Genomic DNA, 23,869 nt, shown 5'->3' on the forward strand with positions numbered 1-23,869 from the left:
GTACGGCATTTTTTATGGACAGATGTAACATCCCCCTTCACCCCCTCAAAGGGGGAGACGCACGGAATTACTTTTGTGAACTTATAAAAATAGTGATACAATTCATTATCTTCTGCTCAGCTAAATCTATGCAGCTGTGCCCTTTAGGGGACCGCAGGGGTGGAGATGCTACTGATAGAAATAAGAGATAAAGAAGAAGCAGACTTAAGTGCTGTAGAATTTTAATAAACAACATAAAACAAAGTCCTAATGACTAGTGACGATTTAAAAGACTTAAAGGCCCGAGTGAAAGCACTTCGGGGGTATCTTTGACTACGATAAGAAAGTAGAAGAAATAAAAGAATTGGAATTGGTTTCTGCTCAGCCTGATTTCTGGAATGATTCAGATGAGGCAGAAAAAACGATGAAGGTCATTCAAGGTTTGAAAGACTGGACCAAGCACTTCGAAGAGCTACAAGAATATTTTGAGGAAGTAGAAACGTATTACGAATTCCTTGAAATGGGTGAATCTTCCGAAGAGGAGGTAGCCAAAGCTTATAAGAAAGCGCTTACCAAAACTGAGGAGCTGGAATTAAAGAAAATGCTCTCTTCTGAAGAAGATCAACTATCTGCTATGCTGCAAATCACGCCAGGAGCAGGTGGTACTGAAAGTAACGACTGGGCCGGGATTCTCATGCGGATGTACATCATGTGGGGAGAAGCTAATGGCTATAAAGTGCGTGAAGTAGACTTTCAGGAAGGCGATGTAGCAGGGGTGAAATCTGTTACCTTAGAATTTGATGGAGCACAAGCCTATGGTTTTCTAAAATCAGAGAATGGGGTGCACCGTTTGGTGCGTATTTCTCCTTTTGATAGTGGTGGAAGACGGCATACTTCTTTTGCTTCCGTCTATGTGTATCCAGTGGTAGATGATACTATTGAAATCGACATTCATCCTAATGATGTGGAACTCCATACATCACGTTCTGGTGGTGCTGGTGGTCAGAATGTAAACAAGGTAGAGACCAAAGTGCAGTTGACCCATAAACCAACGGGCATTGTAGTAGTTTGCCAAGCCAATAGAACGCAGCTAGGCAATAGGGAAGAGGCCATGAAAATGTTGAAGTCGCAATTGTACCAGAAGGAAGTAGAAAAGCGAAGTGCGGAAAGAAACGAAGTGGAAGCTGGTAAAAAGAAAATCGACTTTGGTTCTCAGATCAGAAACTATGTATTGCATCCTTATAAATTGATTAAAGACGCTAGAACGGGAGTTGAAAGAACCGATGTACAAAACGTTTTAGATGGTGATTTGAATGATTACATCAAAGCCTATCTGATGGGAACTGACGAGACGGAAGAGTAGGATAATGAAGCTTGCAAGGCATTATTGGGCTACTTGAATACTAGCATACAAGATAAAAAGAAGTTAAAAAATCCCATATTAATGTGATTTTTTAACTTCAATCTATTGACGAAAAACTAAGGGTGAATCATAAATTTAGCCATTTTCGTGCTTGAGAAGATTGAATCGCTTTCTCGATAAATAGCATTCCTCTGACACCGTCATCGATAGTAGCTTTTACAAAGTCTTTTTGGCTTTCATTATTTTGAATAGTATCAAAAAATCCTTCATAAATCCTCTGGAATGCCTCTGTAAAATAAGGAGAATGACCAGGAATATTGACCTCTCTACTTTCTCTAATTTCATGATCTAATCCTTTGATCGATTCTTCTCTAAAATCAGGATATTTTATGGTCAATAAATTGGGAGTGTTGTGGTTCCACACCAATCCTGCTTTACTACCGTAAATATGTAAACTCAAGTCTTGATCTTCTCCTGTGCAAATTTGACTGCATGAAAGGTAGCCCTTTGCCCCATTACTCATTTCTAGCAGTATATTGGTGTCATCATCTATTTTCCTACCCTCTACCAATATTGACACATCTGCCATTAGTGATTTTACTTCTAATCCGCTCACTGATTCTAATAAGTTAAAGGCATGGGTTCCAATATCGGCTATAGTCCCCCCTTTACCTGATTTTTCAGGATTAGTACGCCAGCTTGCTTGCTTATGACCTTCTGCTTCTATCAATTGTGCGAGCCAGCCTTGAGAATAATCAACTTTTACTTTTCTAATATCTCCTAAATGACCGGAATCTATAATCTTCTTGGCTTTCTCTAATAAAGGATAACCTCTATAGGTATAAGTCATTGCAAAGTGAGAGTTGGATTTTTCTACCACTTTTTGAAATGCAGTAGCTTCTGCATAATCAAAGGCAAGTGGTTTATCGCAAATAACGTGAAAACCAGCTTCTAGAGCTAATTTTGCTGCTTCAACATGTAAGTGATTTGGAGTGACTATGGCAACGAAATCCATTCGCTCACTTTCCGCCAACTTCGCTTCCTTATCGATCATTTCAGCAAAGCTTCCATATATTCTGTTTTCATCGAGACCTAAGGATTTTCCCTTCTCTAAAGATTTTTCCTTCGTTGAGCTGAAAGCACCACATACTAATTCAGCCTTTCCGGCAGCGGTCGCTGTAATTCTATGAATATCCCCGATCATGGAGCCAGGCCCGCCTCCAATCATTCCCATTTTTAAGGTTGAGTTCATAATTTATTTTTCAAAGATTAAACGTATAATTTAGAAAAAATTAAATAGAATTGTCTAGTAAAAAAAACTTTAATCATCTGATCATACTTCCTTTTATATAAACTTTTTCCTAATTAACTTCTTATTCCTTGAAACTAAAGGATAACTTACTTATTATTAAATTTGAATACGAAAATTTCAGGAATGAATAGAAGAGAAGCGATTAAAAAGACGGGTCTAGCTTTAGGTTTTGCAGCTACTTCGCCACTGTTGATGCATTTGCTTCAATCTTGCGACAGTGAGAAGCCTTTAGGTTGGAAACCGCAGTATTTTGATGAAAAACAAGCTTTATTAGTTGCAGCATTGGCTAACCAAATTTTACCGAGAACAGATACTCCTGGCGCTTTAGATGTAGGTGTGGATGTTTTCATTGATAAGATGGTCGGGGAAGTTTATAGTGAAAAAGAGCAAAAACAATTTTTAAATGGACTTAAAGACCTAGAAAAAAATAGTGAATCGAAAAACGGTAAGCTTTTTACAGACCTTGAAAGCAAGAAACAGTATGATTTTTTATATGGATTAGAAAGTGAAATTCAGCATTTATCTTTCGATTCAGCCCCTCAAGAAAAACCCTTCTTTCTAATGCTTAAGGAATTGGTACTTTTAGGTTTTTTCACTTCAGAGGAAATTATGACCAAGCATTTAGATTATCAACCCGTACCTGGACAGTTTATTGGGTGCGAACCAATGAAATCAAATCAAAAATTAAGGGTAGGAAATTATTTTTAAGAATGAGTAAAGAAAAGAATCAGTTTGATGCCATCGTAGTAGGATCAGGAATTTCGGGAGGATGGGCAGCAAAAGAATTGAGCGAAAAAGGGTTGAAAACCTTAGTGCTGGAGAGAGGAAGAAACGTGGAGCATATTAAAGACTATCCTACCATGAATAAAGCTCCCTGGGAATTTGATCATAGAGGGAAAGAGTCTCAAAAAGTACAAGAAGAATATTACGTACAAAGCAAGACTTATGCTTTCGATGAAGGGTCAAAGCACTTTTGGGTCAATGACAAAGAGAATCCCTATACCCATCCGGACGATAAAGAGTTTCGTTGGATAAGAGGCAACCACGTAGGAGGGAGATCCTTAACATGGGGCCGTCAAAGTTACAGATTAGCCCCTATGGATTTTGAAGCCAATGCTAAAGATGGAATTGCAGTGGATTGGCCCATTCGCTATGAAGACTTAGCCCCTTGGTATGATAAAGTTGAGGAATTTGTTGGGATTTCTGGTCGAAATGAAGGCTATGCACAATTGCCTGATGGTAAGTTTCAGCCACCAATGGACATGTTTTGTGTGGAAGAGAAAGTAAAAGGAGCTATAGAGAAAAACTGGGACGACCGATTTATGACGATCGGGAGAACTGCTAATCTGACGCAAAACAAACATAATCGCACGAAGTGTCAATACAGAAATTTATGCAGTAGAGGTTGTCCTTTTGGAGGATATTTTAGTAGTCAGTCCTCTACTTTACCCGCTGCGTCTGCCACTGGCAATATGACGCTAAGGCCTAACGCTATTGTAGAGTCAGTAATTTTAGATGAAAACACCAATAAAGCCAAAGGAGTTAGAGTAATTGATGCAGAAACAAACGAATACCATGAGTATTATGCAAAGGTAATTTTTCTATGCGCCTCTACTCTAGGTTCTACATGGATTATGCTGAACTCAAAAAGTGATCGTTTTCCTGATGGATTGGGAAATACCAGCGGTACTTTGGGTAGAAATTTAATGGATCATCATTTTGAAGTTTATGTAAAGGCTGAATTTGATGATTTTAAAGACCAGTACCATACGGGCTACAGACCCAACGGAATTTATGTCCCCCGTTTTCAGAATATAAAATCTCAACATCCTGATTTCATAAGAGGTTATGGATTTCAAGGAGGAGGAAATAGAGTAGGATGGGGCTATGGCAATAGATTGGCCGGATTTGGTGCAGATTTTAAGGATGCGCTGATGAAGCCAGGTCCATGGGAAATGTCTTTTATGCCATTTGGAGAGACTTTACCTTATGAAGATAATCAAGTGACTCTGAATGAAAACGTCCGAGATAAATGGGGACTTCCGACTTTACATATCGATTGTGAGTTTAAAGAAAATGAGCACAATATGCGAAAAGATATGGTGAAGACGGGTAAAGAAATGTTAGAAGTAGCCGGAGGAAAAAATATTGAAGCAGTGAATTTACCTGCAGTTCCCGGTTTCGGAATTCACGAAATGGGTACCGCCCGTATGGGTCGAGATCCTAAAACTTCTATGTTGAACAAACATAACCAATTGCACGAAGTGCCCAATGTATTTGTAACCGATGGTTCAGCAATGACCTCTTCTGCATGTCAAAATCCAAGTTTAACTTATATGGCTTTAACGGCACGAGCCGTAGATTTTGCGGTTTCTGAATTGAAGAAGATGAATTTGTAGTTTCCTATGGAAATATCGTTGACCACACCGGCTTTACTTTTCCCAGCAATCTCTTTATTGCTTTTGGCTTATACCAATAGATTTTTGGCTCTAGCTAACTTGATCCGCAATTTGCATGGCAGGTATATGAATGAGCAAGATGTAAAAATAAAAGCTCAAATTGCCAACTTAAAGAAACGTGTTATTTTGATTCGTAACATGCAGCTTTTGGGAATATCATCTTTGTTCTTTTGTGTAGTAAGTATGTTTACTATTTATCAAGAATATCAGATGGCGGGGAGTATTATTTTTGGCTTCTCTTTAGTGTTATTGATGATTTCCCTATTGCTTTCTATAGTAGAAATTCAAATCAGTGTAAAAGCGTTGAATATTCAGATGGGTGATATTGAGAATTAGATTTAAAGGTCATTGTAACTTTCTGTGTATTAATCACAAACCAGGTGCAGCGCCAAGATTAAATATTTGGCATAGCTGCCCAATTTTTTATTATAATTTCTAATCAATTTCCCGATTTATGAGTTAACCATAGTGTGCAAACTCAAACAATTAAATACCCTAATAAAGCCCTAGATTTAGCCCGGAAAACAGGTGATGAACTGGCTGATAAAACGGTTAAAGACTTATTTGAAAATGGCTTTAATCCTTTATCAAATGATGCTTACAATGATTTGATCTTTAATCATCAGCCGATTCCAAATGAGTTTCCAGACAGTTTAAAGCGCTATTTTGATTTTATAAAATCTAATGAAATAGATGATAATGTAGACGAAAAGGGTGCTGATTTTTATGTAAAACATGCTTCCGCAATTATGTTATGTTTAGGCATGCTGTCTTTACCCTATTGTTATGCAGCTGCGGAAGGTTCAAAAGTCTTAAGTTTTTCTAAAAGAATATATGAACAGCCTGAAAAGCGCTTAACTGAAACTGCCGAATTTGTCTTTGATGTGTGTAGTCCTGAAGCTTTCACAGCCGGTGGAAAAGGCTTTATAAGCATTGGTAAAGTCCGCCTTATGCATGCAGCGATACGATATCATCTGCTAAAAAGTGATAAATGGACCAAGGAATTAGGAATTCCTGTTAATCAAGAAGACATGGCTGGGACTAATCTCTCCTTTTCACTTATCGCTATACGGGGCTTAAGAAAATTGGGTTATACTATTTCTGCAGAGGAATCTCTCAATTATATAAACTATTGGAATAAAATAGGAGCAATGCTCGGAGTAGCTCCAGAATGGCTACCTACTAGTAATGATGAGGCCTTTATATTGGATAAAAAGATTAAAAGCCGAAATTTTAGATATTCTAAAGAGGGTGAGTTACTCGGGGTAAACCTACAAAACTATATTAAGAGTCAGCCTTTACCGTTTTCATTTCCGATCGAAAGCATGATGGCTTATCTGTTAGGAGCAGACATTTGCGAAATGATTGGTCTGCCTTATGATCAATTAGAAGTAGATATAATTAGCAACATTAAAAATCTGAATTCGATTCGGAATGTATTTCCAACGAATCATCAGAAAGAATTTAAGAAGTTGAAGAAACAGTTTGGCGAACGAAATTCGGGAACTATGCCTTTTCAATTTCTAATGAGACTTGATAGTTAGGAAGTACAACATTCTTCGATTGAAATAAATAACCGGCTCTATTTTATTGAAACTTGAGAATACCTTCAAAGAGTAACTGTTTTCAGAATAGTATGGCCGCAGGTAGCTGTTTTAGATGAGAACAAACTGATTTAATAGATAACAATCATATAGTTTGCTGGGATAAATCTTCTGTAAAAGTTGTTCGGTAGCGATAAATATTTACTTTTGTATTTACACAAAAAAACAAAAATATGATTAAAAAATTAACATTATCATTTTTGGCCTTAACGCTAGTCTTTCAAGTATGTGGACAGGAATTATTAAGTCCATCATTTACTTATTCTCACAAGAAAACATCTTATGTTACTTTAAAGGATGGTTCAGAAATTACAGGAACTCTTAAAGACTTAGACCGGAAAAAAGGCTTAATCAAACAAGTAAAGATTGAAAAAGAGGATGGAGATAAAGTGAAGCTGAAGCCAGAGGATATCAAGAGTATGTATTTACCGCAAAGTGGTCTTGATAAAGTTAGCCAAGCGATGGATGCAGCTACTGATGCACAAAAATGGAATAACGAACAGATGAATCAAGATTTGCTTGATGATGGCTATGTCTACTTTGAAAATGCAGATGTGTATTATAAAAAGAAAAAGAAGATGGAATTGCTCATGCAATTGCTTAATCCTCATTTCAGCAAAGAAATAAAAGTTTACCACGATCCAATGGCAAAACAGTCTATGGGTGTCGGAATCGGTGGTGTCACATTAGCGGGAGGTTTGGAAAAATCTTACTTTATAATGACAGAAGGCGATGAGGCTGCTTACAAACTAAAAAAGAAAGATTACGATGATGAGTATGAAGTGATGTGGAAAGGTTGTGATGACCTATTGAATTCAGAAGAACGTGCATGGAGAGATTTAGGTAAGCATGTTGTTGAGTTTTCCGAATGTCAATAATTTAGATTAATAATTTAGAACAAAAAAAGGCCTTAAAAAGGCCTTTTTTTGTTACTAATGAAAAAATTTTGGAATCTAGAGAGTCCGCTGTTCTGCTACTTTGCTTTTATCTTTTCCTGTTTCGTTTAGGGAAGAGATGATCTCGCAATATTAGTATATATTACATCGTTGGTACAAAAATATAACAAATGAGAAAGACATCCATCATCTTACTTTTCATAGCTGTATTAATTGGGTCTTGTAAAAAAGAACAACTTGAGCCAAGCTGTCTTAATGAGTTTATTAGTGAATTGAAAGACAGCCCCTGTGAGGACGGAGTTCAAATAAGTCTTTTTAAGTTTCAAAGTACAAATGTCTATTTACTGGAACAAGGTAACTGTATCGCAGATGGAACCACAGAAGTAATTGATGCTGCATGTCAGTCACTTGGTTTTTTAGGCGGTTTAGCTGGATCTGATGAAATCAATGGCGTTAACTTCTCTGAAAATTCGACTTTCATAGAAGTGGTGTGGAGAAAATAATAGCTAGCTTCCAGACGGATTTATTTTAGTATAAGATCAAGTGAATACTCATTCGAAAGTGATCATTTTCTACTGCACACTCTCTACTTTTCCTTTTCTCTATAGATTTAGTAGATTTATAGTATTTCCATCCTATATTTGTGCACACAAACCTGATTTATGGATTTTCAAACTATTGCTACTTTAGCAGTTATCTTATTGGCAATCATACTTTTTATCACCGAAAAGCTTTCGGTTGATTTAATCGGATTGGTGATTATCTGTGCTTTGGTGATAACAGGTGTGATTAGCCCGGTGGAAGGGATTAAGGGGTTTAGTAATACTGCGACTATAACAGTTGCCTTCATGTTTGTCATGAGTGCAGCTCTTTTGAAAACAGGGGCCTTGCAGTTCGTTGCTTATAAACTGTCCGATATATTTAAGCGCAATTTTCGATTAGGATTAGTACTGATGATGCTGTTGATTGCTTTAATATCGGCATTTATTAATAATACTCCGGTAGTGGCAGTTTTTATTCCTGTTGTGATTCAAATAGCAAAAAGTACTGGTAAAAGCCCCTCCCAGCTCTTGATTCCGCTTTCCTTTGCTTCTATCTTTGGAGGGACTTGCACTTATATTGGTACTTCTACTAACGTATTGGTAAGCGGTATCGCGCAAGATTTTGGTTTTGAAGGATTCAGCATGTTTCAATTATTACCCTTCGGATTAGTGTTTGTTGTAGTTGGCACGCTTTATATGATGTTGATAGGTTCTCGCATTTTGCCTAAAAATAGAAAGAACGATGAAGATCTGGAAGAGAAATTTGGTATGCGAGAGTATCTAACAGAAATCGAATTACAGGATAACACAGATTCAATCGGTAAAACCATCATGGAAAGTCCATTGGTGAAGGATTTGAAAATCGATGTACTTGAAATTAAGCGCGAAGGGACTCGTTATAATCTTCCTCAAGGTGATTTTATTTTGCATTCTGGCGATATATTAAAAGTCAGATGTAATTTGTCCAACGTTAAAGAATTGAAAAGTAGGGCCAAGATACTGGATGGATCTTCATTGAAGATGGCAGGTGATAATTTAAAAGGTACTGGCACTTCTTTGGTGGAAATGGTCATTAGTGCTAATTCAGAATTTGATGGCAAGAATTTACAAGAAGTTGATTTCAGGAGACGATACAGAGCATCTCCTTTAGCTATTCGTCATCGAGAAGAAGTGCTCCATGAAGATTTATATGCCATTAAGCTCAAAGCAGGAGATGTACTATTGGCGGAGGTGAAATCCCACTACGTCAAAGAATTGCGCAAGAAGGAAATGAGCCAGAATGCGCCATTTGCATTATTATCCTCTGATAATGTGATTGATTTTAATAAGAAACAGTTCCTCATTGTTACAGCAGTTTTGGCAACCGTTATTGGATTGGCAACATTTGAAGTGCTAGATATTGTTATTTCAGTTATGGCTGGTGTAGTGGCTTTAGTTTTGCTCAACATTCTAAATATGCGGGAAGTATATAAAGCCATTAATTGGAAAATTGTATTTCTGCTTGCTGGAGTACTTAGTTTTGGAGTGGCTTTAAGTAATACCGGATTAGATCAAAAAATTGCAGGAGGTCTGTTGAATCAATTGGGTGCATTTGGGCCAGTAATCGTGTTGAGTGGTCTATACCTGGTGACCTCTTTTTTAACTGAATTGATGTCGAATAACGCTACTGCCGCTTTGATGGCACCTATTGCTATTGCCATCAGTACTCAGTTAGGCTTGGTTCCTACACCTTTTTTAATGGCCGTTACTTTTGCTGCTTCAGCAAGTTTTATGACTCCCATAGGCTATCAGACTAATACCATGGTCTATACAGCGGGTAGCTACAAATTCACTGATTTCACGAAAGTTGGGGTGATGTTGAATCTATTGTTCTGGATACTGGCCACAATCCTCTTGCCCATGATCTTTCCTTTTCAGTCTATGTAAAGAAGCGCTATAAAGTTCCCTGTAAAAAACAATCTAATGCATCTGTAAACATGTGAAATAGCAATCCTATCGCAACTAATCGGCTTCTTTTTGGAAATAATAAAAAGAAATAGATCAAAATAGCATAATAAGAGTGCAGAGGATGAAAGCCAATACTGCATCTATTGGGATCGAAAATAGGATTCGCCAGCAGATGGTCTATATCCACTAGCATAGTAGCTATCAAGACCCAATAGGCTTTTTTCCAGTTGTTTCGATTATACAAATAGGCAATTCCTGCTGGGGCTATAAAATGAAAGCTGTAATGTATAATAGTCGCTATCATTAATGGTCCTCTTTTGCTTTCGGGAATGTTAAAACGAACAGAGTTCCTTTGTTTTCTTCACTTTCTATTGTTATACTGGAGTTATTGAAGGTTAAAAACTGTTTGACTAATAGCATTCCCAGACCTGTGCCAGTTTCCATTCCCGTGCCTTTTCTAGAAAAGGAGCGTTCATTTAATTCCCCTTTCAAATTCTGCAATGTTGCTTCATCCATCCCAATACCGCTATCCTTAATATGTAATAATATAAACTTCTCATTTTGCGAGTAGCTTATTTCAATTGAGTCTCCATCAGAAGTGTATTTTATAGAGTTGCCCAATAAATTGGTGATAATGATATTAAGTTGTCCGGGATCAATATTAATTAAGCTCTCTAAAGGATTATGCTGTAATGTAACCCCTTTTTCTTGAGCGATATAGGTGAGGGAATTTAAATTCTGTGTAACTATATGATCTAATTGGACTGTTTTTGGACTTGTTTTGAAGCCATCCATTTGCGTATTAGCCCAATTTAATAAGCTATTTACTTGTTCGTTAACCTTACCAACTTCGTGCTGTAGCCTGTCCATATATTTCTTAATATCATCTTCAGAGATATTATTGCGAACGTCCAGTAACTGTTTTAAAGAATTAATTGGAGACCGTAAATCATGCGACAAAATGGAGAAAAGTCGATTTTTCGTATTATTGATCTGCAATAGATCCTTATTCTGCTTTTCTATCAATATCTTTTTCTCTGCCAACTGTTTGTTAATGCTACCTAAATTCTGGTTGTACTTATCCTTCTGCTTGATATGTCTACGATATAAAAGAGCTAGAAAGACGAGAGATATTACAATTGTTGAAAGTAGTGCGATGATCAACTGATTGCGATCTCTCACAGAAGAAAGTAGGTCCTTTTGAACAATGAGTTGCTCATTTTCAGCCTTTGTTACTTGTAACTCTGCCCAATTGATTTCACGATTCATTTCTTCATTTAGTAAGCTATCACTGTACGCCTTATGTAATTTATGGTACTTTAGGGCATAATCTAGTGCATTCAACTGCTCGTAGGCGTCACTTAATTTAAGAGCTACTTCCGCGACATCCCACTTAGCTCCAATTTTCTTTGCCAGTTCAAATGATTGCAGTCCATATTGAACGGCTTTTTTGTAGTTGCTTTTCTTGATGTGAAGTTCCGTTAACCCACTCAGATTATAGCTTTTTTCCCAATTGTTTGGCTTTTGATTTTTCACTCCTGTTAGATAGTATTCCGCAGAATCTAGTTGATCTTTTTCAAGGAAAAGTACTCCGAGACGATTCATATTCATTAAAGTGTAGGTCTTCCAATCGTATTGTATTGAGCTTTTCAATGAGGCTTGATAGGAATGATAAGCTTGATCTAATTTTCCTAATTCTTGATAGCAAATCCCGATGTTAAGCAAGTTCACGGTTACGTTTTTTTGGTTATTGATCGACCTATTGACTTCAAGAGATTTAATAAACTCAATTAGTGCTTCTTCATATAATTCTCGACCCAGGTAAATTAGTCCTCTTCCATTTAAAGCTCTAGCAATGCCTAAATCACTGCCAATTTCCTTCGAAATATCATGGAGCTCTTTATAAGAATTGCGTGATGCTAAATAATTGCTTTGTATATATTGAATAGCTGATTTAGTAAAAAGTAATTCAGTATAGTATCTAGTTTTTAAATCAGTAGTATTTTTGATCTCTGCTTCAACAAAAGCCAAGGCCGAATCAGGATAGTTATATCGTAGTTTATTGAGTGCCTGCACAGTGCTATCTTGATAATTTGTTAATTGTCTCGCGTCACTGTCAAAATTCAGATGCAAGCAACTTATTAAGAGAATTGAGCAGGCTAATTTCATCAATAGCTTTACATTTTTAAGTTTAAAATACCAATTTAAGCCATAATTCTTTACAAGCTATTGTATTGATATATTTTCGATCAAAGCTTTATATGTAGGGTCCGACTCGAGGGTTTTAGGGTTTCCAATGATGACTAGTTTTCTTTTCGCTCGTGTCAGGGCTACATTTAATCGTCTGTAATCTCGTAGGAAGCCGATATTCCCTTCTTGGTTTGATCTTACTAAACTAATGATAATTACTTCCTTTTCTCTGCCCTGGAAGCCATCTATTGATTTTATTTCAATGTGATAATCTCGTAAAGCAGATTTCAAACGACTTACTTGCTGATCGTAGGGGGAGATAATACCGATATCTGCCGGGAACAAACGTGAAGATAGGAGGGCATCAGTAATCTCTTTTGTCAGTTGTATTTCTGCTTGATTAAAAAAGGAATAACTATCTGCTAACTGCTCTTCTAGTCCTTCAGTGCAAGGGATAAATACGATCGGTTTAGTAGCTTTCACTACCTCTTCGATCTTTGGGTTGATGTACGGAAATGATTCAAAGCCGGGCAAGTCTAGTAGTGTATGATGCTTAACAGATGGATGCGCCTTCAATTGATTTTGGTAAAATCGATCATTAGAAAAGCGCATGATTTCCTGATGCATTCTATACTGAATCGTTAAAATATCAATTCTATCTTCAGGTAATTCTTGCTGAAATCGTTCGAATAAACTAATGCTTAGACTACTCGCTTCTCTTGCTTTTACCGTAGGAGGGAGCTGCTGGTGATCACCGGCCAGCACCCATTTTCTACCCTTCACTAGAGGTATTAATGCTTCCGGTTCTGTAGATTGAGTAGCTTCATCTATGCATACAATATCGAAAATGATGTCCTTCAATAACTCACTCCCCGCAGTGGAATTTGTACTACAAATGACAGCGCTTTTTTCTAAAATGCTTTCGATTGCTTGCGTTTGCAAAGCTTGGGCTTCTTCATAGTTTCGATTAATTTCTTGCTGTATTTTTATCCATCTTGCCATCTTTCGAATCTTTGAATTCTGGATTCCGCGGTAAGATTTTTTAGCACTTGCTAATTGTACTATTTTTTGATCACTCAGTCCTCTTCTGTTTTGGCCAGAAGCTGGAATATAGTCATCTTGCTCTTTCTTTAAAATCTGAATTTTATTCCAAATCCCATTAGCTTGCTGATAATCCGGATGGTCTTGCAACTGAACATCCAAACTCAGATTCAGTAAATCCTCATCCATTCGAACCGGATTGCCAATCCGAGTAGAAGGAATTTTTAATGCTTGCAGTTTCTCTAAAATATTATCTACTGCTGTATTGGAAGGTGCGGTTACTAATATTTTTTTACCACTCTCGAAAAATGATTTTATTAAATAGGATAGGGTAGTGGTTTTCCCTGTGCCCGGTGGGCCATGTATTAGAAAAATATCATTTGAGGCAAATGCTTTTTGAATGATATTCATTTGCTTAGGATTTAAAAAAGCACCATCTATAGTTAGGTTTGGGTCAATTACTTTTTCTTGATTAAATGCAATATTTGCTTTAATGTATTCTTGTAAGATGGGCAACTGATTAAGCTGCTTGATTGCATCGATCATTCTTTGAAAAGTGATATCATTTGAGAAGAGATCTAATCTTAAGTTTTTACCGTAAACTAAGTAGGGTGGTACCTTATTGTAGGCAATCGTAATACTCCTTTTTGTCTTGCCTACAACGGTGGCTTGTTCTTCTTTTCCAGTGGGTTTGTCTTTAGAAACAATCACTACATCACCATTTGATATTTCGTTGTCGGGAAGACCAGAACCTCTTACCAACTTTACTAAGTAAACACCGCCAATCCCAGTGCCGGCATCACGCCCCGATAAGGTTAAGAGCGCTCTGCCTTTTTGCTCCCGTTGCCGACCTGTTAAAAGTAGAATCTCATTTAAGTGAAAATCCATTTCAGCTTTTCTCTCCTCTTGGATCAGTCCTTCAAAATAGACCTGGTACTTAGTGATGTCAGTAAACCTCTTCATTGATAGTATTCTTTTTCTTGGATTCACAAACTTAACTAAAACAGAATGGTTTTTTTGCAAGTCCCTACAAAGTGGGAGGGAGTTGTAAAAGTGCAATTCGTACTCCGAATTTGTTAATGGTAAAGCGATAGTAGCAATGCTGGTTTGCGGGTTTTATGATCTTTTAAGCTGAATTTCTCTTTAGGCTCATATTGCAATATTTCTATAGGAATGTGTATTTTCGATAAATTATTCGATTTTCGATCTTTGTACAAGACTAAACGGATAAAACGTGTAACCGAATTTAATTCTGTGATATTTTTGTACTTAAAGTAGAGTATCAGTAAGTACGTTTAATTAATTCTAAATGAGTAGGTAATATTTGTTAAATGAAGTGATAGTTTAATATATTACTCAGGTTACATTCTTCAGAAAAGGAGGTGTGGCCAAAGAATATTCTGTGTCTCTAATATGATGTTTTTCGTCTTTTGATGAATGCTTCGTAAGGTATGTTAAGCAAATGCATTATTTTATTGAAGAAGAGAAATTGTATTATTGTAGTGTAGTGTACTTGTTGGTTTTGTAAAGACTTTTAATGTGCTCCCTTCTGTAGTAATTTTGTTTTGTTGGATGGTTTTTTTTGGATATTAAAATAGTTTAATTTCAATTTTTTGTAATAGAATGATTTTGTTGGCCTTGAGAACTTAACTTTATGATTTTTTAACTATTATAGTTTTATGAAAAAGCTAATAGTTGTTATTGTTTCGGTGTTGGTTTTAGGTTTGCTGATTTTTTACTTTTGGGGGAGTTCTAGTACTTCTAATCAGGACGAGTTCGATAAGGTGGTGACCTATACTTCGCCCGTCCAAAATGAGCCGGATACCTTATCAGTTCTAACATTTAATATTGGGTACCTTTCTGGGATGACCAACAACCTTCCGGTAAGTAGAGACGAGTCTTTATTCTCAAGTAATTTGAAGAGATCTGTAGATGTATTAGAGCGCTACGACTTTGATTTTATAGGACTTCAAGAAGTTGATTTTAATTCCGCCAGAAGTTTTGAGTATAATCAATTTGATAGTCTTGGGAATGAACTCGATTTTTATCAAGGAGCCTACGCAGTGAACTGGGATAAGTCATATGTTCCTTTTCCTTATTTACCTATTAGGAATCATTTTGGTAAGATGCTTTCTGGTCAAGGAATACTAAGTAAAATGCAAATAGTGTCTAACGAAATTATAGTGTTAGATAGGCCAATAAATGCACCTTTTTATTATAATGCTTTTTATCTCGATCGATTATTGCAAATTAGTAAAGTGCAAATAGAATCTGATACTTTGGTTCTAATGAACGTACATTTGGAAGCCTTTGATAGAGAAACGAGGGAGCAACAAGCCGATAAAGTATTGAAGGTTTTTAAGTCCTATGCCTACGATTACCCTGTTATATTAATGGGTGATTTTAATAGTCGGCCGCCTTTCGCTAGTGAGATTTTAGAAGTGGAAAGAACAATTGATATTTTTATGAAAAACCCTTTGCTCGGTGAGGCAATTTCGAAGGATCGATATCTCCAAGATGAACAGCGGTTTTTTACTTTTAATACAGAGCAGCCATATGAAAGACTGGATTATATATTTTATAATAAAAACAAGATTCGTAAAATCGAAAGCGAGGTGTTGCGGGAGGCTGGAGATATTTCCGATCACCTTCCTGTGTGGACGACATTTATGATAATGGAGTAATGCTTGTCAATATTTCTTTTTAATTTGAGCTTTTAAAATTTACTTAAAAATGATGAATTCTAAAATTCAAAAACATTGGGCACGTCTTGAAGAAAGCAAGGGATATTACAGTGCACTATTGGAGGTGTTCAGTGATGAGCAACTAAATTTTCATCCCGAGCAAGGGGCATGGTCTATGTTGGATGTGATGCAGCATCTTTATACTTCAGAAAGCATTAGTTTGAAATTTATGCAGAATTTTGATTTCAACCGTAAAGATGAAAAGGTGGGGTTGAAATCTCAGATTAAAACGATCTTGTTAGTTAATAGATTGAATTCTAAAAAGAAGTACAAAGCACCCAAAGTATTAGCAGAGAAAAAAGACAGTTTAAACATCAGCCAAGATGCCCACCAGTTTTCACATCAGTGGGAAGATTTGAGAAACGAGATGTTTAGCTTTTTGGAAGAATTTAGGGATGAAAAGATTGGTCACTTTGTTTTCGCACATCCTGCAGTAGGTAAGCTGAATGTCTTGCAAACTTTACAGTTTTTTGTCGCGCACTTGAAACACCATCAATATCAAATTGAAGCGATCAATCATCACAAGGATTTTCCTAAATAGAGTTCTTTTCTTATGTTGAATAATAGATGGATGAAAAGTGGTTTCTGGCTTTTATTATTAAGTGGGTCAATTTATGCTACCATAAAATTTGATTCATTCTTTATTTGTGAAAGGTCATTACCACTTGATGGTTTAGAGTCATGGCTAATAATAATTTTTACTGTGTTTTTCTTGTACAAATTCTTTTTCTCAGTATTCTTAAATTTAAATAAAGACCATGTTTTTGGTCTGTTTGGTATAGTAACCTTAGCTTATTTTGCCATATTTTTGAAGATAAGTAATAAAAATAAAATTGATGATTTGAAAGAAAATGGTGGAATTGTGATCTCTTCGGAAATTGTCGATAAAATGCCGATTAAGAAAAGAGATTCTAAATTAAATGTCTTGTACAATTATGAAAATAATTCCTTTGAAAAGTGGATCGAAGTCAGTGATGAAGATTTTAGAAGAAAAAAGAAAGGTGATACCGTATTGCTATTGTATTCACCCACATGTCGCTCCACTAGCATAGCTTATGACCTATATCCCTCCAAGTCTGATATCAAAAAATGCTTGAATGGTTGTGAGTTTGAGTACGGTAAAAAGGGATTAAGACAAATAAAAGGGAAAAAATAAAAGGCAAAAGACTAACTGTTTTTACATCAATCAAAAATAGTAATTAACGTACTGAAACATGAAAAAAACTTTACTGATATTCTTTATTACACTAAGCGCTTTAGGGCAGCTGCTGGCTTTTTCTGGCAGCAAGAGTACAAGTAGTTTAGGCACAAGAAGCAAGCTTATTGAATATGATTCCAGCACTGGGCACGCATTATCCTGCGCACCGCGCGTGAGGGGAGTGATCAATGGATTCAGAGTTCAAATAAGTTAGAGTATATTTTAGATAATGATCTAGCTCAAGATTTAAAAGACTTTGGTGATTACAAGAGAATTTTAGCGAATGTAGAACCAAATGGAAATGTTATTCTTAAGGAATTAGATGAAAATGGTAATATATCAGGTAATTTTTAACAGAAAGGTATGATGGCTATCGATTTTCCTAAAAGCTATTGGCACAATTATATAGAAGAATTAAGCCGAATTATATATAGAAGTCAGAATAGACTAACTTCGGAAGAGTTTCCGAAGGAAAGAATAAATTATGTCGGTAGAGGTCTTGCTTCAAATTATTTAAAATTGACAATTGCCCATTACACTTCTTCAAAAAACATTGAAGTGGCAAGGGAATCAATTCTAAAAGTAATTAGATATACTCATACAAGTTGGGATGGTTTTTGGAAACTCAAGAATTCTAAAGGAAAAGTTTTAAATCAATATATTTTATCCGCCTATGATGAAATGTTATGGACTTTAAGCCTGACTATTTTATTAAGAATAGATAATTCCGAATTTAAAAAGCTAGTTGAAATTATTGATCGAGATAATGTAAAAGATGAACTATTTGAATTTATAATAAACGGTAAAATTTCTTCACGAATTTCCTCATCAGAGGAAAGTTATGAAGAGTATTTTGCGATTCCCACTATTTTCGAAAAATTAAGACTGGCTATTAAATCGGAAAGCAAGAGAGAGGCAGAACTATTAATTAAAGATTTTTTAGAAAAAGATTGGTACAAAAAGCATAAAGATGCAGGATGGCATAATTCGCACAAAAGTAAAAATAATATTTACTTTGGTTATTGGAGTTTTGAATCTGCTGCTATCACTTGTCTAATGGATTTGGATGATAGTGATTATCAGGGTAATGAATTTTATCCTAGAGCTTTGGTAGATTACTATAAAAAAACAAGTAGCAAATGAAGCGAAATCAGAAAAAAGAAAAACCTGCATCTGAATATTTTGTAATAGGAGGATTAAATTTATTAATATCTATTTGCTTACTTTTCAATGGATTCAACTACTTGACTAGTCGTTTTATAGAAAATGGTGAAATAGTTGGGGGTAATAATAAACATAAGGCTTTGTTAGCTCTATTTTCGATATTAGAAAATGGCTGGTGGAAATACTTATTTGTTTTGTTTTTTGGTCTGATCGGGTTTTTGATGATAAAGGAAGGTAGACAAAAACTTAAGGATAGAAATAAGAAGTAGAAATTTAAAAACATCTAGGTAGAATAGCAAAAAGCAAAAAAATAGTGAAGGCAAAAGACTAACCAAATTACCTCAACCAAAAAAAATAAATTAAGGTCCTGAAATATGAAAAAAACTTTACTGATCTATTGGTTACCTTCAGTGCTGTTGTCATCAAGCACGCATGGTAGGAGCGGTGGAAATGACAATAGTGATGGGAAGTGTTTTAATTAGCTATTGATCATTTTAATTAAAAGAAATGAGATTGGTAATTTACACTATGCAGATGGACACACGCGAAACGCCTGCGACAACAGGGAAAAGATAAATAATGGATTATAAAGTTTTTGAAGGTGTAATTAAGAAAGGGGATTACTTAAATTTTTTTCTAGGAAAAGGAAAGTATTTCATTTTAGATAGGGAGTATGGTGAGCATTGGGTGTATGCGATCTTTAAGGAAGTACTTTGGCCTTACGCAGAAAAGTATGGTGATTGTAGATATGAGACCGAATTCTGGAGAGGTATTATGAATTTGCTCCAAGGAAGAGATTATAAAGATGAAAATTTGATGTTAGACGCAATTGTAAATAATACATTTGTTTTTTATGAATTTGCTAATCCTTCAGTAAATTCTAGAAGAATTTTATCTACTCCGAAACATTTTTCTACAGCTTTCAAAAAGCTTTTTATAAAAAATAAAATCTCATTGAAACAAGATAAAAGATCTGTTGGAGTTGATTGGAATTCAGCCAATGGAGGTGAAGGGGTATGGGGAGGGATATTATATAACCTCAAGTTAATGGAAGAAAAAGGCGGCCCTAACGTTTACAGTGAAATAGTAAATGATATTTAGAGAGATATGTTTGAAATGAAATAGTCTAGCTCAATAAAGGATAGTTAGCAAATAGTAGGTATGGGACTACAAAATGAAACAAACAAATTAAATAAATCAAAATACAATGACATTGATTTTACACCAGATTGTTGATCATTTTAAATTGAAATAGAGAAATGTATTACTTATATATTCTTTTGAGGTTAATCATAATTCAAGCTATATGTTTCACGCTGGCATCAATATTCATTGATATGAGAAAAAATGAAGCACCAAAATACAAATTGAATAGGCTAGAAATCTACAAGGGCTTAACATCAAGTTCAGTGGTTTTACAAATAGAAACTAATGGAGGGATTATTTTCACTAGATCATTTTTTGTTCCTTATCAAAAACCGGAGAAATTGATTAGCTATTTCGAAGAGTATCAAATCATAAACAAGGAGAATTGGATAGAACAATTACCAATAGGTGTTGTAGCGCAAGAATTAGATTTAAAATCAGATAGTGTTATTCTTTTTCAGAAGAATGGCAAGATTGAGAAATTAGCTTTTGGCGAAACCTTTGTAATTGGAGAGAATGAGAATTCAAGTGAAATAAGTCTCGTTGACTTTTTTGGCATCTTAATTCTCTTAATTGGTTTATATTTTACCTACTTGTTTTTTGTAATAACCATTAAATTACTCATGCATTATAAACAGACTGGTGAATTAGCAAATTTTGAATTTCCAGATTTAATCGGTGATTCGATAAGCGGTTGGAAGGAGCTATTAGGCAAGAAAAAATGAAATATTAAATGAAGTACCATAACATGAAAAAAACTTTACTGATATTCCTTATTACACTAAGCGCTTTAGGGCAGCTTTTTGCCTTCAAAGGTTATAAAAGCAACTATATTTGAGGCAATAGTTATAACAAATCGAAAGCAGAGAATTTAAATCTTGCTTTAGAATTGATATTAAACCACCATGCAGGGCATGGCGGGAACGGGGGCAAGTGATGGTAAACCACCAAGAGATCTTCCGGATTGGAATCATGCTAGGGATTCTTGGTTAAATGATTCAACAATGGCGAGGGAAAATGATTTTAATAAATTTGCTGAAGTAAGTGGTTGGTATCCTTTTTATGAAATTCAATTGGCAAATGGCAATATTCTTATTTACCTGGCGAATACGTTGTATCAAGAAAAGCGACAGATTTGAGTGAGATTTCTTTGGATACATTTGATAAACACTTAAAAGAGATGGTCAATAAATATTTACCTGGAGCCAAAGTGAATTCAACTAAGTATAAATAAGAGTCTAAAAAATTTGGTGTTACAGAACTTGAGGGTAAAATGATATTGGAATTACTAGAACCAAATAGCTCTTTTTCATTATTTAATGAATATAAAAATTATGCTGAAACCCATTATTCAATTGAAATTGTTTTAAAACCAAAAAGACCTTGAAAAAACTTACCAAAGAAACAATTACGTTTATTGAGTCTTCCCGATTGACAGAGAAGTATTCAAAATTATTAGAGAAACACTCTGTAGTAAATACTATGAGTGCTCATGATGTTGAAGAAGTTGAAAAGTTAATAATTAAGAATGGATACCCAAATTCAAAATATCTTTCAGATGAAAATTATTATTTATTGGAACAAAGTGATATTTCAGAATTTAAATTGAGTACTAAGGGAGGATTGGTAGAATTTATATTAACTGTAAAAAGGCATAATATTTCTTTCGCTGGAAATTTTGGTTTTATTGTTTATATGGCAGGGCAAGGAGCTATGTTTAAAAAGCCAAGTTTTTCCTCATATGAAGAATTAGAGGAAATCTTAGTTGAAGGTTTTGGGATTTATGAAGATATCAAGAAAGGTCTATCAAAAAGTCAGGCTTAGCAATTACTGCATTAATGAAATAATTCAATGAAAAAACTTTCAGATAAAATGAAAAAGGAAAGAGAACTTTCTTTCTTGAAATGGTTGGAGGAAAAGGATACCTTAATTAAGAATTGGCTAAGATTAATACCTGATTCTTTCTCAAATGGACTTGACTACAGCTTGGAGTCTTTGGTTTTATTAAGTGATTATTTAATTCTGAATTACAAAATGCCTGAATCCACTGAGTCTCTGACTAATCAAGATGAAATGATGGCGGTAAGTGGATATATTGGAGAGGTGTATATTCGCAATATTCCTGGGAATAAAGAATGGATAATGAGTGAACTTACCCCAAGGAAAAATAATAAGTTTGAATTTTTTTACTTGGTTGGAGAAAGAAATAAAGACCAAATTAACCCTTTTAGCGCTTATATTCCCAGCCTTATCTACTCTAAGGATAATCAGGAAATTTATCTTAGTCTTAAAGCAATTAAGAATAATTCGGAAGAATTTATTAAAAAAAGTAATGCCGCAAAAGTAATCCCTGGCAAAGGAGGGTTTAGCTATCAGTATTTTATTCTGGTAAAGGATGAGTCTTTCGAGCTAAACGAGATAGAGCAAGCATTGAAAATCTATTATGCTAAGAAGGGTTCAAGGGATAGAGTTTACTCCCATAATGAACGACACCTATTAGTAAACATGGGAGACAATTACTACTTCCACTTTCAACTGGATACAGGCGAGGGAGTTTTACAAGAATCAAAGGAGATAGCAGAAAACTACAAAGGAGATAAGGATAAATCTGTGATAGCCTCTTGTAAAAGTCGTGTTGAATTTTGGGGAGATGAAGACCCTGATGGAGATTATATCAATGATCACATGTATCTTTTGGAGCAGCTAATGCAAAATGCTAAACTGCTGATCTTCGATTTTAGAAACGGGGTGTTTTATGATGAACAATGATTAAAAAATATAGTGAGAGTAGGTGTTCTCCAATTTAGCGCACACGAGCCGCGTATTTCTGAAAAAAAATAAAAGGAATTAAATAAGCAGGAAACATAAAAGTCATCGAATCAAGTAACAGGCGAGAAAGACAACCAAAAAATTTATATTAAGGTCCTGAAATATAAAAAAAACTTTACTGATATTCTTTCTTACGCTAACTGTATTGGCTCCAAGGCTGGCTTTTTCTGCCAGCACAAGTGTAGATAGACGCTTAGAGGTAGAAAAAAAAGTAAAGCAATTGTCATTGATTATAGTAGCAGAAAAGGTGTTTTAGCTATTGATTATGTTAATTAAAAGAAATGAGGTTGGTAAAGACTTATGATATCGGCAGAATAAGTTACATACGAAAGGCGTGGGCCAGCGGGGAAATTTAGGCAATGACTATGCACGATACTAACATTAATAATTGTATATACCTCCTGACTGGCCTAGCCCATTTATCAGTCACTCATTAACTTTTTTAAAAGTGGCACAACTAGTTTGCTTCAAATTTAAACAAACAATCTTAATTTAAGGTAATAGTATTATTGCAGTAATAAATATAAACTATTTGTTTTATCAGATTTTATGATTGTTTATATTTAAATCATGCAAGCTGTTGAAACACTTCTCGGGAGGATGGATTATCATATTGAATGTTGGGAAAAGATAAGCGATAACCGACAGGTTTTCTTGCGTTGTTACAATATGATGAGTAGCAATATGTATGAGGCTGTCAAGAATGGTAGATTTTCAGATGCCAACTGGGTAAATCAATTGGTAGTCAGATTCTCCGAGTATTATTTTGAAGCTTTAGATCATTACGAGCAATTTTCAACTCAAACTCCTGAAGTTTGGAAACAAGCACATGACAATACCCTTAAGCAAAAACTTCATGTATTACAAAATTTACTGATAGGGGTGAATGCGCATATTAATTATGATTTGCCATTAGCCCTTTATGATTGTCTGAACAATGATTGGAATACATATGATGAAAAAACTAAAGCTGGAAGAAAAAGTGATCATGAGCTGGTTAATATCATTATTGGAGAAACCATAGATGCGGTGCAGGATGACGTGATTGCTCCTATGTCACCCGCTATGGCAGTGCTCGATAAACTAATGGGCCGAATGGATGAATGGCTACTTTCTCGCTTAATTAGTAGTTGGAGAGGTGACGTTTGGGAAGTAACTCAAAAATTGCTTCAAGCGGATTCTCCTGAAAGCATAGAAGTCATTCGCTTACAACAAGAAATGAAAGTGTTAAATTTAAATAAGCAGATCATAAAAGTTTTTTAGAAAGAATAACCACCTAATGACCAATCACCTAATAACCAATCAACTAATGACCAATCACCTAATAACCAATCAACTAATCATAAATAAGCCAATCACCAATAAGCGAATCACCAATAAAGTCTCAAACGGATGTTATATTTAATTATAAATTACATTGTGTATTGTAAGTGATGAAGCTGCCAAACCTTGCCT

At 35.2% G+C, this 23,869-nt stretch carries 23 protein-coding genes; 19 read left to right on the top strand and 4 right to left on the bottom strand.

Annotated features, from left to right (window positions below; all coding sequences use genetic code 11):
- The first annotated feature begins 249 nt into the window (after positions 1 to 249).
- Positions 250 to 1,342, top strand: a protein-coding gene (prfB, locus tag B9Y84_RS00940; protein WP_139827909.1) for a peptide chain release factor 2 whose coding sequence is annotated in 2 segments (ribosomal slippage) — positions 250 to 309 and positions 311 to 1,342 — 1,092 coding nt in all. Because the reading frame shifts where the segments join, the coding sequence is not laid out codon by codon here.
- Between the two features lie 127 nt (positions 1,343 to 1,469).
- Here the strand turns inward: prfB and B9Y84_RS00945 are convergent.
- Positions 1,470 to 2,594, bottom strand: a complete 1,125-nt coding sequence (locus tag B9Y84_RS00945; RefSeq protein ID WP_245830797.1) for a Gfo/Idh/MocA family protein — start codon at positions 2,592 to 2,594, stop codon at positions 1,470 to 1,472.
- A gap of 183 nt (positions 2,595 to 2,777) precedes the next feature.
- On the opposite strand from B9Y84_RS00945, the gene B9Y84_RS00950 reads away from it, so the two are divergent.
- From B9Y84_RS00950 to B9Y84_RS00980, 7 genes are all read left to right on the top strand, one after another.
- On the top strand, positions 2,778 to 3,362 hold the full coding sequence (locus tag B9Y84_RS00950; RefSeq protein WP_085515218.1) for a gluconate 2-dehydrogenase subunit 3 family protein: 585 nt from the start codon (positions 2,778 to 2,780) through the stop codon (positions 3,360 to 3,362).
- A gap of 2 nt (positions 3,363 to 3,364) precedes the next feature.
- Positions 3,365 to 5,053 (top strand): GMC oxidoreductase, encoded by a 1,689-nt coding sequence (locus B9Y84_RS00955; protein ID WP_085515219.1) that lies wholly within the window; start codon positions 3,365 to 3,367, stop codon positions 5,051 to 5,053.
- Between the two features lie 6 nt (positions 5,054 to 5,059).
- Entirely contained in the window at positions 5,060 to 5,449 is a 390-nt protein-coding gene (locus B9Y84_RS00960; protein ID WP_085515220.1) for a DUF2721 domain-containing protein, read from the top strand.
- Between the two features lie 134 nt (positions 5,450 to 5,583).
- Positions 5,584 to 6,657: an oxygenase MpaB family protein gene (locus B9Y84_RS00965; protein WP_085515221.1), complete on the top strand. Its 1,074-nt coding sequence runs from the start codon at positions 5,584 to 5,586 to the stop codon at positions 6,655 to 6,657.
- Between the two features lie 233 nt (positions 6,658 to 6,890).
- The gene (locus B9Y84_RS00970) at positions 6,891 to 7,595 is read left to right on the top strand and encodes a hypothetical protein (RefSeq protein ID WP_085515222.1); all 705 of its coding nucleotides are present in this window, start codon (positions 6,891 to 6,893) and stop codon (positions 7,593 to 7,595) included.
- 188 nt (positions 7,596 to 7,783) lie between these two features.
- Complete coding sequence (locus B9Y84_RS00975; protein ID WP_085515223.1) at positions 7,784 to 8,116, top strand: DUF6970 domain-containing protein; 333 nt, start codon at positions 7,784 to 7,786, stop codon at positions 8,114 to 8,116.
- 159 nt (positions 8,117 to 8,275) lie between these two features.
- Positions 8,276 to 10,081, top strand: coding sequence for an SLC13 family permease (locus tag B9Y84_RS00980; protein ID WP_085515224.1), 1,806 nt, complete (start codon positions 8,276 to 8,278; stop codon positions 10,079 to 10,081).
- 7 nt (positions 10,082 to 10,088) lie between these two features.
- Here B9Y84_RS00980 and B9Y84_RS00985 read toward each other — a convergent pair whose 3' ends face one another.
- The 3 genes from B9Y84_RS00985 to B9Y84_RS00995 are packed head-to-tail and all read right to left on the bottom strand — an operon-like array spanning position 10,089 to position 14,296.
- Positions 10,089 to 10,406 carry a DUF6122 family protein gene (locus B9Y84_RS00985; protein ID WP_085515225.1) on the bottom strand — a complete coding sequence of 106 codons (318 nt, stop codon included), beginning with the start codon at positions 10,404 to 10,406 and terminating at the stop codon, positions 10,089 to 10,091.
- Positions 10,406 to 12,271, bottom strand: coding sequence for a tetratricopeptide repeat-containing sensor histidine kinase (locus B9Y84_RS00990; RefSeq protein ID WP_085515226.1), 1,866 nt, complete (start codon positions 12,269 to 12,271; stop codon positions 10,406 to 10,408). Before B9Y84_RS00990 ends, B9Y84_RS00985 begins: the two co-directional genes overlap by 1 nt.
- 57 nt (positions 12,272 to 12,328) lie before the next feature.
- The gene (locus tag B9Y84_RS00995) at positions 12,329 to 14,296 is read right to left on the bottom strand and encodes an IGHMBP2 family helicase (RefSeq protein WP_085515227.1); all 1,968 of its coding nucleotides are present in this window, start codon (positions 14,294 to 14,296) and stop codon (positions 12,329 to 12,331) included.
- Between the two features lie 716 nt (positions 14,297 to 15,012).
- On the opposite strand from B9Y84_RS00995, the gene B9Y84_RS01000 reads away from it, so the two are divergent.
- The 11 genes from B9Y84_RS01000 (at position 15,013) to B9Y84_RS01055 (ending at position 23,677) form a co-directional block, all read left to right on the top strand.
- Entirely contained in the window at positions 15,013 to 16,017 is a 1,005-nt protein-coding gene (locus B9Y84_RS01000; RefSeq protein ID WP_085515228.1) for an endonuclease/exonuclease/phosphatase family protein, read from the top strand.
- 49 nt (positions 16,018 to 16,066) lie between these two features.
- Positions 16,067 to 16,618: a DinB family protein gene (locus B9Y84_RS01005; RefSeq protein ID WP_085515229.1), complete on the top strand. Its 552-nt coding sequence runs from the start codon at positions 16,067 to 16,069 to the stop codon at positions 16,616 to 16,618.
- A 12-nt stretch (positions 16,619 to 16,630) separates the two neighbouring features.
- Entirely contained in the window at positions 16,631 to 17,233 is a 603-nt protein-coding gene (locus B9Y84_RS01010) for a hypothetical protein (RefSeq protein ID WP_139827910.1), read from the top strand.
- A gap of 405 nt (positions 17,234 to 17,638) precedes the next feature.
- Positions 17,639 to 18,418, top strand: coding sequence for a PoNe immunity protein domain-containing protein (locus B9Y84_RS01020; protein WP_085515232.1), 780 nt, complete (start codon positions 17,639 to 17,641; stop codon positions 18,416 to 18,418).
- Positions 18,415 to 18,708: a hypothetical protein gene (locus B9Y84_RS01025; RefSeq protein WP_085515233.1), complete on the top strand. Its 294-nt coding sequence runs from the start codon at positions 18,415 to 18,417 to the stop codon at positions 18,706 to 18,708. Before B9Y84_RS01020 ends, B9Y84_RS01025 begins: the two co-directional genes overlap by 4 nt.
- A 310-nt stretch (positions 18,709 to 19,018) precedes the next feature.
- On the top strand, positions 19,019 to 19,540 hold the full coding sequence (locus B9Y84_RS01030; RefSeq protein ID WP_085515234.1) for a hypothetical protein: 522 nt from the start codon (positions 19,019 to 19,021) through the stop codon (positions 19,538 to 19,540).
- Between the two features lie 236 nt (positions 19,541 to 19,776).
- Entirely contained in the window at positions 19,777 to 20,310 is a 534-nt protein-coding gene (locus tag B9Y84_RS01035) for a hypothetical protein (protein ID WP_085515235.1), read from the top strand.
- Between the two features lie 189 nt (positions 20,311 to 20,499).
- The gene (locus B9Y84_RS01040; RefSeq protein WP_139827911.1) at positions 20,500 to 20,724 is read left to right on the top strand and encodes a hypothetical protein; all 225 of its coding nucleotides are present in this window, start codon (positions 20,500 to 20,502) and stop codon (positions 20,722 to 20,724) included.
- A gap of 244 nt (positions 20,725 to 20,968) precedes the next feature.
- On the top strand, positions 20,969 to 21,409 hold the full coding sequence (locus B9Y84_RS01045) for a hypothetical protein (RefSeq protein WP_085515237.1): 441 nt from the start codon (positions 20,969 to 20,971) through the stop codon (positions 21,407 to 21,409).
- Between the two features lie 27 nt (positions 21,410 to 21,436).
- Positions 21,437 to 22,354: a hypothetical protein gene (locus B9Y84_RS01050; protein WP_085515238.1), complete on the top strand. Its 918-nt coding sequence runs from the start codon at positions 21,437 to 21,439 to the stop codon at positions 22,352 to 22,354.
- Between the two features lie 630 nt (positions 22,355 to 22,984).
- A complete protein-coding gene (locus B9Y84_RS01055) occupies positions 22,985 to 23,677 on the top strand; it encodes a DUF5995 family protein (RefSeq protein ID WP_139827912.1) in 693 nt (230 codons plus the stop codon).
- Positions 23,678 to 23,869 lie beyond the last annotated feature (192 nt).

The sequence above is a fragment of the Marivirga sericea genome, from assembly GCF_900177665.1.
Taxonomy (GTDB): domain Bacteria; phylum Bacteroidota; class Bacteroidia; order Cytophagales; family Cyclobacteriaceae; genus Marivirga; species Marivirga sericea.